The sequence below is a fragment of the Amycolatopsis sp. NPDC006125 genome (assembly GCF_040614195.1).
GTDB classification, from domain to species: domain Bacteria; phylum Actinomycetota; class Actinomycetes; order Mycobacteriales; family Pseudonocardiaceae; genus Amycolatopsis_E; species Amycolatopsis_E tucumanensis.
In genome coordinates, this window is the sequence record NZ_JBEXTZ010000168.1 from 1 (window position 1) to 9,936 (window position 9,936).

Below are 9,936 nucleotides of genomic sequence, written 5' to 3' on the forward strand. Positions count from 1 at the left end.
CCGAGATGTAGAGGTCGGCACCGATCTCCTCGTTCGTCATGCCCAGCGCCATGCCGGCGAGCACCTGGTACTCGCGCAGCGTGAGCAACTGCCCTTCGGGCACCTGGCGCTCGTCGGTGTAGATCTGCTCGGCCGTGATCTGGCTCGGGCGGGTCGCGGTCGCCGGCCGTGGCGTCAGGTTGATGTGGTTGGCCTTGGCCCACGCGGTGAACAGCAGCAGCGTCGGCTTGTCCAGGGTCGCGGTGGCATCGTTCATGAGTTCCACTCCTGGTGGTCGATGCACGCGGGCCACCAGGCGCGGATGTCCGTGCCGGGGCCGTGGGTGCGGCGCGCGCCGTTCCCGGCGGCGCACTTGGCGTAGGTGTTGTCGTGGTGTTTGAGCAGCTCGCGGAAGAGGCAGGTGCCGCAGCGCGGGCCGGGGGCGTTGTGGTCGGCCGCGGGCGGGGCGTCGGGGTGCAGGCGCAGCGGCCAGCCCAGGGCGGCGGTGAGCGGGTGCAACCCGCTGGTGAGCCACTCGCCCTGCCGCTCGCGGCGCCGCTCGGCCGCGGTCAGCTCGGGTGCGCGGCAGAGCGATCCGGCGGTGTAGACGTGCGGGCCGCCGGGCTGCCCGATGGTCCAGATGACCCAGAAGTGGTTGCGGTTGCTGGCCTTGTCGAACGCGACCTGCACGACGCGGCCCCGCCACGCCGGGTCACCGCGGTACCCGACGCGCTCGTCGACGGCGAACATCGGCCGGTAGGCGCTGATGTCGCCGCCGGACCACAGGGGCAGCGCGTGCTGCTGGGTCTCGTTCATCAGCCCCCGCTCCCCCAGTCGGCCAGCTCACCGCGGATCTGCTGGAACAGCGGCGCCCACGGCTCCTGCGGCGTCGAGGAGACCTCGGCCGAGCGGTCGGCGATGTGGTTGCGCGGGTACGGCTTGCCGCACGCCGGATCCATGCACGGCCCGATGGGCTGCCCCGGCTCCGCAGCCAGGTAGAAGTGCCGATGCGCTGCGCCCTCCGCAGAGGACCGGTCGGCGACCTGCTCCAGCTCAGCGATGCGCGCCTTGAGCTTCGCGGCCTCCTCGTCGGCGGCCGCCATGGCGCGGGTCAGCTGCTGCCGGCCCGCGCGCAATTCGCTCGTCAGGCGGTTCACCTCGCCGCTGGCGCCGCGGAACTCGGCCTTCGCCTCGTTCGCTTCCGCTCTGGCGGCGGCAAGTTCGGCGCGCGCCTGCTCGAGTTCCTCGGCCAGGCGCTGCTTGTCGGCCTGGAGCCGGTCGCACGACCGGGCGTGCCCATCGACGATCCGCCGCAGCTCCGCGATCACGTCGTCCTTGTGCTGCAGCTCGGCGGCCGCAGCCGGACTCGGACCGGCCGCAGCGCCGGTCTCGATCAGCGGCCGAACGGCGTCCGCGAACGGCTTGATCGTGTCGTCCCCGAGCGGGTCGTACCCGCGCTGGCGGGCGATCCGCTCGTCGGTGCGCTTCAGCACCGCATACACGTCCGGTTTCGTCGACGTCATGGCAGCGCCCTGGTTCGGTCTGCCCGGGCCTGCGCGGCGGCGAGCTTGTGCCCGAAGTTGGCGACCTTGCCGGCGGCGTGGCGCAGCGGCGGGCAGGGGACGAGGCTGTCGAGGAGGAGCAGGGCGAAGGCGGTGTTGTAGGCCGCGGTCGCGAGCGCGTGGTTCACGGGGTCACCGCCTGCCACTGCTCGCCGTCCCAGTGGACGAGCACGGAGCCTGGGATCTGGGCTTGGGTGAAGCGGGCGGCGCTCTCGCTCTGCGGCACGAGCGTGAAGTCCGGGTGCTGGACGGCCCACTCCTTGCCGGGCTCCGGGCTGTCGATGGGCACGACGACGCGGGTGGCGAAGTTTGCCTCGTGGCCGGTGTCGAGCCGGACCCGCACGGTGTCGTGGTGCGGGATGACGGTGCCGTAGGTGACGCCGATGCGGACGCGCTGGCCGGGGTTGAGGTCGGGCATGGTCAGTACCTCCCGATCCAGTCGGCGAGCACCATCACCAGGAGCGGCCCGAGGACGGCGGCCAGGAGCACGCCGACGATCCAGAGGCAGGCTTTCCCGGAGATCTGGGCGGCGGCAGGGACGTAGTCCTTCACGGCGCCACCTCCTGCCGCGCCAGCCGGACCTCGCCGTCTTCGATGACCACGCCGACCGAGCCGGACTCGTCGACGCGCTCGACCCACACCTGGAACCCGTGCTGGCCGGCCATCTCCTCGATGAGCCGCATGTTGTCCGAGTCGAGCAAGGAGCCGTCGGTGATGCGGATGACCCGCAGGCGCGGGTTGAGCGCCATCGCCATGGCGAGTGAGACGCGGAGGCGCTCGGCGGCGGAGCACTGCGAGAACGGCACGCCCTTGTACGTGACGCCGTGCTCGTCGAACCCGAGCCCCGCGATCGGCATCCGGGCGGCGGCGAGGGCGTTGGCCTTGGTCTGCTCGATGGCGGCCAGGCGCTCGGTGAGGTCGTCGGCGGTGCCCTTGGTGGCGACCAAGATCTGCTCCTGCCGCCGGTACTCCGCCGCGGCCGCGATCTTCCGGTTCGTCTCCGCGGCCTCGGCCCGGGCCTGCCGGTTCGCGGTGTCGAGGCCTTCGACCTTCGCCTGCAGCGCGGCGACGTCCGGCAGGGTGGTCCCGTCCGGCTTCGGCCACTCGGCCAGCACCTGCTCGGCTTCGGCCAGCTGGCGGCGCAGCTCCTCGACCCGGGCCGCGGCGTCGTGGTGGGTGCGCAGCGCGATCTCGTAGCGCTGGTGCGCGTTCTGGGCCTCGCGCAGCTCGGCGATCGCGTCGGCCAGGGGCACCTCGGCAGCTTCGACCGGCTCAGCCGGGAGCCCGGGCTGCGCGCGCTCCATGGCGTCGAGCTGCGCGGCCAGGCGCTTCGCGTCGCGGTTGACGGCGGTGCGCTCGTCGTAGACCGCCTGCCGTTCCTGGTCGAGCTGGGCGAGATCGAACGGGGTCTCGATCAGGGACAGCAGCTGCGCGCGCTGGTCCTTCTCGGACAGCTGGCTGAACGCGAGCGGATCGAAGCTGAGGCGGCCGATCAGGTCGTCGAGCATCCGCTGCGGCGAGCTGTACTTCGCGCCGTCCCGGGCGGTGACGGTGAGGGCCTGGCGGTCGCCACGCCACTCGCGCTTCACGATCAGGTCGCCGAGGTCGAGCACGACCCGCGCGGTGTCCTCGCCGTCGCGGATCGGGCGCGGGGTGGTCTTCTGCGCGGCGGTGCCGGCCAGGGCGAACTCGATCGCGTCGAGCACGCTGGTCTTGCCCTGTCCGTTCCGGCCGGAGATCACGACGACGTCGCCCTCGGGCGTGATGTCGACGGCCTTGATGCGCTTGAGGTTTTCGGCCGTCAGCTGCAGGATCCGCAGCCCGTTGTCCACGCTGGTCATGCCCTCGCCTCCTGGCTGTCGAGGGAGGCCAGGACCGCGTCCAGCTCGCGCACGGGCTCGGCACTTCCGAGGCAGCGGGTGAGGGTCTCGATGACCTTCGAGGCCTCGCGCATGGTGAGGTCCGCGGAGGAGGCGAGCTTCCGACCAGCGATCATCGATGTGACGCTGAGCTTGTCGGCACGCTCCTTCACCTCGAGTTCGGTGAGGGTGGCGTGCAGCTTGTCGAGCTGGGCCTTCGTGACCGAGGCCTCGGCCTTCGCGGGCGCGTCGGCGGGTTCCGCCTGCGCGGGCTCAGGGGCCGGCCCGGGCTCCGTCTGCGGTGCTGCGGCCGCGGCATCGGCAGTGGGCTCCGCCGTAGCGCCAGGAGCGGCTTGCGCCGTCGGCGCGGTGGCCCCGGCGATCTCGGCGGCCGTGACCCGGCGCTGCGGGAACTCCTCCTCGACGCGCAACTCGCCGCGGTGCAGCGAGTCGCCGGTGATCGTGAGCTGCGCGACGTCCCACGCGGTCCAGTTGTCGGCCGCCTTGCCGACGCGCTCCTCCAGGCGCTTGACGTCGATGCCGAACCCGTTCTCGAACGCGCGGATGACCTTCGCGATCCGCTGGGGCACCGTGAGCCCGTCGCCCGGGTTCTCCAAGGTGGCGCGGCAGCGCGCCTCGGCCTCCTCGAAGAACCAGTCCGGCACCACGCGGCGGATGGACTCGCGCAGTCGGCGAGCTGCGTTGGAGGTGTTCAGCTCGTAGATGTCGCGCTGGTCCGAGACGCGCTCGGCGATCTTCTCGCCGTTGACCTTCTTGTCGCGGATGTGCTTGACGATCACGATCTGGGAGAAGCGGGCGTTGGACTCCAGGTCCCAGGCGTAGGCCAGCATCTCGGACTGCCCGGCGACCGTGTCGAGCGAGAGCTCGGCGAGTCCGAAGTCGACGTTGCCCCAGATGCGCGCCAGCTCCTGGGCCAGCTTGATCGTGGACCCGGTGACGCGCTCGCCGCCGCGGCGGTACTCGTAGAAGGCGGAGTTGGCCAGCGACGGCCGCGCGGTGGCCTCCTGCATGGCGGCGATGGCGCGCTGCACGTTGCGCGGGTACTGGCGGGCGATGAGGACGGCCGCCTGGACCTGGGCGATCGCGCGGGACTGCTCGATCGCGGTGGCCTGCCCGACCTGGTCGGGTCGCGGAGCCGGCGCGGCAGCCGAGGGCAGGGTGATGTCGGTGCTGGTCATCGGGTGATGCCTCCGGGGTTGTAGTCGCCGCGCGACTCCGCGGCTTCGTATTCGCGCTGGGCCCAGACGGGCAGGGAGACGAGCTGGACGTCGTCGGCGTAGCCGGGCCAGCGGCCGGTCTCCACGCAGTGGCGGTAGCGGGCGAGCGCGGCGCGGTTGAGCACGTCGCCCCACATCAGCGAGACGCGGTCCAGCTCGATGACGGTCACCAGGTAGGGCGGTTCCTTCTCCTGGAACACGAAGACGAACGCCGGGTCCTCGTCGAGGCCGAGCTCGACCACGCCGTCGATGTACCAGGCGGCCTGCTGGTGGTAGCCGTGGTTGTAGACCGCTTTCGCGATCGCGGTCGGCTCGGCGCTGGCCGCGGTCTTGTAGTCCGCCAGGATCATCCGTCGGCCAGGCACCTTCGCCGGGAGCCAGTCGAGCAGCGCGCGGCGGGTGATGCCGGTGAGCTTGTCGCGCCAGAACAGCGCCTGCTCTGGCCGGCCGCCGCGCGCGGAGTCGAACAGCGCCGACGCGGTCGGGTGCTCGCGCAGCGCCTGGGCCATGGCCTCGACCTGGTCGAACTGGTGCTGCAGCAGCGGGATCAGCCCGGCGGCCTGCGCCTCCTCGCGCTCCTGCCGGGCAGCCTTGGTCCGCCAGTCAGCGGCGTCGATCACCGCGAACTCGTCGCCCGCGCCGAGCACAAGCTTGTGCGCGGCGCTGCCGAGCGCGAACTCCTTCACGTAGGGCTCGGGGTTGTCCATGCGGTGCTTGAAGATCGCCGGGCAGCTCGGCGGCATCAGCAACCGGGCGCCGGACGAGGACAGCGAGCCGCCGGGGACCGGGTCGGCGTGGTAGGCCTCGGCCGGGATGTCGTAGACCCCGGGCTCGGTGATCTGCAGGCGCTCCAGGGTGGCGGTCATCGTCGACCACCTCCCACCGTGACGCCCAGGAGGGTCAGGAGCACGAGCACGGCGACGGCCAGCGCGGGCACCGGCATCAGGGCCGTGATGTCGGCACTCACACCGCCTCCAGGGCGCCGGTCGCGACGTACTGCGCGAGCTGGTCGACGGTGATCTCGGTGGTCCACTTCGTCGGGTCGACCAGGCGGTGCAGCTCGCCGTCCTCGATCACCCACACGTCCACGATCAGGTCGTCGATACCGCCCCGGACCCGAACCTCGGTGCGGTGTCCCTCCTCGCCGTGCCGACGGAGGTAGACCCGCGGCCCGGCCAGGGTCTTCGCCCACATCAGCACGGCGGGCGCGGCGCCGGCCTCGCCGAGGAACTCGCGAGCGCTGACCTGCAGCTCCGCGGCCACCTCCCTGTCCCCGCGGTGAACGATCACGTGCGACAGGTCGGGGAAGAAGCCGACGTGCTCGGCGAGGACGCGGAACAGCGTGCTCTGCGGGTGCCAGACGTTCGCGCTCATCGCAGGGCCTCCAGCATGTTGGTGGCGTGCTCGGGCAGCTCGATCGCGATGTCCGCGTCACCGGGGACACGGCGCACGGCAGCGGGCGCACAGTCGCGGCACGGTTCGATCTGCCAGTGCCGGTCGGTCGCGCTGACCCGCATGACCGCGACCGCGTTCTCCATCCCGCACCAGTCGCACGGCCAGCTCACGAAGTGCGGGTCAACCTCGAGCAACAGACCGCGCGCGCCCGCAGCTTCGATGAGGGCGACGATGTCGGCGTGCCGCGGGATCGGCATGGTCTGCTCCACCTGCGAGACCACGGCGGGCACATCGGCCTCGTCTGCCTCCTGCGCGAACCAGCTGCGCACCCGCGCGGTCAGCCGCTCGAGCCATGCCCAAGCGCCGAAACGCGGGCCCGGCACCGGCAGGTCGGCGGGCAGGGCGCCGGAGATCGGCAGCAGGTCGACGACGGTGGTTTCCTCGGGCGCGTGCTGGCGATGCGTGGTGTCGGCCTGGACGGGCTGGTCTCCGCGGACGCTGCGCCACACCTCGATAAACGGGACGGTGGCGTAGCCGTCGGCAGTCGCTGCTCCGTCGGGGTCGTGCTTGCCGGGTACGATCGTGCTGGTCACCGGGTGCTCCTTCCTGTGGGGTTCCGGTGGTCTCGGCCCGTCTTCCGCGGTAGCGGCGCGGAGACGGGTCTCTTCATGGGTGGGAATCAGGCAGCGCGGCGTACTGGCCGGAGCTGTATGCATCCGCACAGCGCCGCGGCCTGGCTCTCGTCGAGGCCCTGAATCCAGGCGTCCACGGCCTCGCGCTTGATGCGCCACCGGCCGCCTTTGCGAGCCTGGTGTCCGTGCAACTCGCCCGATTCGAGCGCCAGGTGGACTCGATTCCGGCTGCACCGCGCGTACGACGCAGCTTCGGCGGGGGTCCACCAGGTCTGCTCGTCATCTGCCACGCGGCCGGGGCCGGATCCGGCGCCACCCGTCGGGTGTGTGCCCGCGTTCCCGCTGCTCACGCCGCCGCCCTGAGTGCGTCGTGGTTGATCAGCTCGTCGGTGGAGCAGCCGAGCTCGCGGGCGATGCGGTTGACCAGGGCGAGCTTCGCCCACTTCCGGCCGGCCTCGACGTTGGCGAGGTGGGAGGGAGAGCACTCCACACGCTGGGCCAGTTGAGGGCGAGTGAGGCCGCGGCCGTTCCGGCGGGCAGCCATCACCTCCTGCCGGACCGGCACCATCTCGTCGTTCCTCTTAACCATGCAATCACTCTACATCGCTTCAACTCACTTCTACAAGTACTTGATTTGAAGCGATGCGAAGCGGTACAACTGTGATGTGAAAGGAGGTGACATCGATGCGCTCTGATCGCAACAGACCAAGGTCAAGGCCGCTAGCCCGCGTAGACAGCACTAGACCCGCACGTCATGCTGTACGAGTGACGGGAAGTGATGTGAAGCGACTGGCGGACGCCGTCAAGGCGGCCCGCGGCGACCTTGAGCTCTCCCAGCTGGAGTTCGCGAACCGCAGCGGACTGGGGATCGCGACAGTCCAGCGGATTGAACGAGAAGAGGTACGCCCCCGCGGCAAGACCCTCACCATGCTGGACCGATCGGCCGGCTGGCCGATCGGCACGGCTCGCGCAATCTTGGAGCGCGGAATTGAGCGGCCCCCGTCACAACCGCTCGACGCCGCGCCCAAGGCGCCGACCGACGCGCCGCGCGAGCCCAACCCGGAAGGTGCGATTCCCGACCAGAAGACCGACGCCCGCCAGCAACTCTTGGAGATGAGCTACCAGGAGCTGGGACACGTTGCGGCGCTAGTCGAGGCTGCCGAGGGACACGAAGCGGCCGAGGCGTTCCTGCGAAAGGCCTTGAAGCTCCGCAGTGAAGCGAGTGAGTTACCCCCGTCGGGTGATGAGAGCGCACTACAGACAGGTGATAGTCAAGCGGCCAGTTGACCCAAATGGAATCAAACACCGTCCATATGAGCGAATATCTCGGCGAATCGACCGTGAACTGCTAACAGGCCGTGTCGATCACCCGGTAGAGCCGACGGTAGATCACCAAGTCGCGCACCACCGGAAGGGACCGCACGTGTCCGTCGTCAACCCACGTCCCCGCCACAACCTGCTCCGACTCGCAGTCGAGGGATCAGTCCTCGTCACCGCCTTCACCGTTGCCATGACGGTCATGATCGACCTGGCCGACTGGCCACGTAGCCCGGCACTGCTCGGCGCAGTTTTCAGTGCGATTTCGTGGCAAGGCGTATTCAAAATCATCGGGCATCAGAGGATGCTCCGGCGGACGAAGAAGCTGCATTTCGAGACACGTCGGAAGATCACCACGGAGATCGAAGATCAAATGCAGGAGCTGACCGACGAGGTCCGTGAAGACCTCCGGCGGCTCACCGCTGAGTTCAGAGAGGAGCTACACCGAATGCGAACCCTCACCGATCGCGGCAACCTCTGGGCGCAAGCCTTCGCCGACAGCGAAGTCCCAGCCCAGACCGGCACCAGCAACGTCGCCAGACTCCGACCCGTGGAGAACTGATGGCCTGGACACGACAGCTCTCCTCCGGCAAGTACCAGGGCTGCTACCGCGATGCCCTCGGCCGCGAGCAGTCCGCCGGCACGTTCACCCAGCGCCCCAAGGCGCTTCGCGAGGCCAGCCGACTCGAGTCCGAGCAGCGCGAGCCCGGCGCGGTCGACGTCGAGGGGGGCAAGATCACCTGGGGCGCCTGGTTCGAGCTGTGGCACGAGTCCCGGAACCTGTCCTACGCCACCGACGACTGCTACAGGTCGACCGCGGACAACCACATCACGCCGCACTGGGGAAAGGTCCCGCTCAAGGACATCACCACGCTGGAGGTGTCGAAGTGGGTCAAGGGCATGCTGAAGCCCCGTCGCCGGACGGAGAGGAAGCGATCGCCCTGGACCGTCCGCAACGCCCTGATGCTGCTGAAGACCTCGCTCAATGCGGCCGTCGAAGCGAAGCGACTCGGGGCGAACCCGGCGAAACCGGTGCCCTATCCGGATCTTCCGGAAGGGGTCGAGCGGTACCTCACCCCTGACGAGGTCGAGGGCATCACCTTCTACATGGACGGGTTCAACGCCCTGATCGTGTGGCTGGGCGTGAACACCGGCCTCCGGTTCGGCGAGCTGGCAGGACTGCACTGGAACCGCATCGACTTCGACCGCAAGGTCATCCACGTGGTCGAGCAGTTCAACCAGAAGTCGCGGACCATCTCGCCGCTCAAGGACAAGCAGCGGCGCACGGTCCCGCTGCCGGCCGACCTCACGGGCAAGCTGCTCCAGTACCGCGAGCACGCCGCGCGGGGTCGGGGCAGCACGTGCGGGCTCACCCACGACATCAGCCGGTGCGGGGGTGACCTGCTGTTCCGCGGCGCCCGCGGTGCGCCGATCAAGTCGAACGACTGGGGCAAGACGATCTGGCGCAAGGCGCTCGACCTGGCCGGCGTCGAGGGCCGGGTGCGGCCGCACGACATGCGGCACACCTACGCCTCGTGGCTGATCCAGGAGGGCGTGTCGGTCGCGGAGCTGGCGGAGCTGATGGGGCACTCCTCGTGGGAGATCACCAAGATGTACGCCCACCTGTCCGACACCGGCTTCGACGGGGTCCGGGACGCTCTCGACCGGCGGCGCGGGAAGGTGACGCCGGTGGAACCGGCGGTGCCCGCTGTGGACGTTGAGGTCCTGGCCGCACAGCTCGCGGACATGCAACGGCAGTTGTCCGTCCTAAAGGGATATACAGCACCGATTGCAGCAGACATGCCTAGAACGCCGGAGGACTACGGAGGACTTGAGATCGCGCGCTAGGCAGCATGACCAGGCAATTTGGAACGACACAAACCGCCATAGGACACCGCAAAACGACGAGAAAGTAGGTCCATGCCAGTGAGAGTTCGAGTCTCTCCGGGCCCAC

At 69.8% G+C, this 9,936-nt stretch carries 16 protein-coding genes; 3 read left to right on the top strand and 13 right to left on the bottom strand.

The features are described from left to right. The 13 genes from ABZ193_RS41880 to ABZ193_RS41940 all read right to left on the bottom strand — a co-directional run. On the bottom strand, positions 1-256 hold a 256-nt coding region (locus ABZ193_RS41880; RefSeq protein WP_354714322.1), incomplete at its 3' end, for a LuxR C-terminal-related transcriptional regulator. Next, positions 253-795: a hypothetical protein gene (locus ABZ193_RS41885; protein ID WP_354714324.1), complete on the bottom strand. Its 543-nt coding sequence runs from the start codon at positions 793-795 to the stop codon at positions 253-255. The genes ABZ193_RS41885 and ABZ193_RS41880, both read right to left, overlap by 4 nt. Continuing rightward, positions 795-1,502: a hypothetical protein gene (locus ABZ193_RS41890; RefSeq protein ID WP_354714325.1), complete on the bottom strand. Its 708-nt coding sequence runs from the start codon at positions 1,500-1,502 to the stop codon at positions 795-797. The genes ABZ193_RS41885 and ABZ193_RS41890 overlap by 1 nt, the downstream gene beginning before the upstream one ends. Next, positions 1,499-1,669, bottom strand: coding sequence for a hypothetical protein (locus ABZ193_RS41895; protein WP_354714327.1), 171 nt, complete (start codon positions 1,667-1,669; stop codon positions 1,499-1,501). Before ABZ193_RS41895 ends, ABZ193_RS41890 begins: the two co-directional genes overlap by 4 nt. Further along, on the bottom strand, positions 1,666-1,959 hold the full coding sequence (locus ABZ193_RS41900; protein WP_354714329.1) for a hypothetical protein: 294 nt from the start codon (positions 1,957-1,959) through the stop codon (positions 1,666-1,668). Before ABZ193_RS41900 ends, ABZ193_RS41895 begins: the two co-directional genes overlap by 4 nt. Positions 1,960-1,961: 2 nt before the next feature. Then, positions 1,962-2,093: a hypothetical protein gene (locus ABZ193_RS41905; protein WP_354714331.1), complete on the bottom strand. Its 132-nt coding sequence runs from the start codon at positions 2,091-2,093 to the stop codon at positions 1,962-1,964. Next, positions 2,090-3,382 carry an AAA family ATPase gene (locus tag ABZ193_RS41910; protein WP_354714332.1) on the bottom strand — a complete coding sequence of 431 codons (1,293 nt, stop codon included), beginning with the start codon at positions 3,380-3,382 and terminating at the stop codon, positions 2,090-2,092. Before ABZ193_RS41910 ends, ABZ193_RS41905 begins: the two co-directional genes overlap by 4 nt. After that, positions 3,379-4,599, bottom strand: coding sequence for a hypothetical protein (locus ABZ193_RS41915; RefSeq protein WP_354714334.1), 1,221 nt, complete (start codon positions 4,597-4,599; stop codon positions 3,379-3,381). The genes ABZ193_RS41910 and ABZ193_RS41915 overlap by 4 nt, the downstream gene beginning before the upstream one ends. Next, a complete protein-coding gene (locus ABZ193_RS41920) occupies positions 4,596-5,504 on the bottom strand; it encodes a PD-(D/E)XK nuclease-like domain-containing protein (protein ID WP_354714336.1) in 909 nt (302 codons plus the stop codon). The genes ABZ193_RS41915 and ABZ193_RS41920 overlap by 4 nt, the downstream gene beginning before the upstream one ends. Positions 5,505-5,601: 97 nt before the next feature. Continuing rightward, positions 5,602-6,012 (bottom strand): hypothetical protein, encoded by a 411-nt coding sequence (locus ABZ193_RS41925; RefSeq protein ID WP_354714338.1) that lies wholly within the window; start codon positions 6,010-6,012, stop codon positions 5,602-5,604. After that, positions 6,009-6,626, bottom strand: a complete 618-nt coding sequence (locus ABZ193_RS41930) for a hypothetical protein (protein WP_354714340.1) — start codon at positions 6,624-6,626, stop codon at positions 6,009-6,011. Before ABZ193_RS41930 ends, ABZ193_RS41925 begins: the two co-directional genes overlap by 4 nt. A gap of 86 nt (positions 6,627-6,712) precedes the next feature. Then, positions 6,713-7,108 carry a helix-turn-helix domain-containing protein gene (locus tag ABZ193_RS41935; RefSeq protein ID WP_354714341.1) on the bottom strand — a complete coding sequence of 132 codons (396 nt, stop codon included), beginning with the start codon at positions 7,106-7,108 and terminating at the stop codon, positions 6,713-6,715. After that, the gene (locus ABZ193_RS41940) at positions 7,012-7,254 is read right to left on the bottom strand and encodes a helix-turn-helix transcriptional regulator (RefSeq protein WP_354714343.1); all 243 of its coding nucleotides are present in this window, start codon (positions 7,252-7,254) and stop codon (positions 7,012-7,014) included. The genes ABZ193_RS41935 and ABZ193_RS41940 overlap by 97 nt, the downstream gene beginning before the upstream one ends. Before the next feature lie 176 nt (positions 7,255-7,430). Here ABZ193_RS41940 and ABZ193_RS41945 point away from each other — a divergent pair, with 176 nt between their 5' ends. The 3 genes from ABZ193_RS41945 (at position 7,431) to ABZ193_RS41955 (ending at position 9,830) form a co-directional block, all read left to right on the top strand. Beyond that, on the top strand, positions 7,431-7,952 hold the full coding sequence (locus tag ABZ193_RS41945; RefSeq protein WP_354714345.1) for a helix-turn-helix transcriptional regulator: 522 nt from the start codon (positions 7,431-7,433) through the stop codon (positions 7,950-7,952). A 136-nt stretch (positions 7,953-8,088) separates the two neighbouring features. Beyond that, a complete protein-coding gene (locus ABZ193_RS41950) occupies positions 8,089-8,544 on the top strand; it encodes a hypothetical protein (protein ID WP_354714347.1) in 456 nt (151 codons plus the stop codon). Continuing rightward, a complete protein-coding gene (locus ABZ193_RS41955; protein ID WP_354714349.1) occupies positions 8,544-9,830 on the top strand; it encodes a tyrosine-type recombinase/integrase in 1,287 nt (428 codons plus the stop codon). The genes ABZ193_RS41950 and ABZ193_RS41955 overlap by 1 nt, the downstream gene beginning before the upstream one ends. The last annotated feature ends 106 nt before the right edge of the window (positions 9,831-9,936 follow it).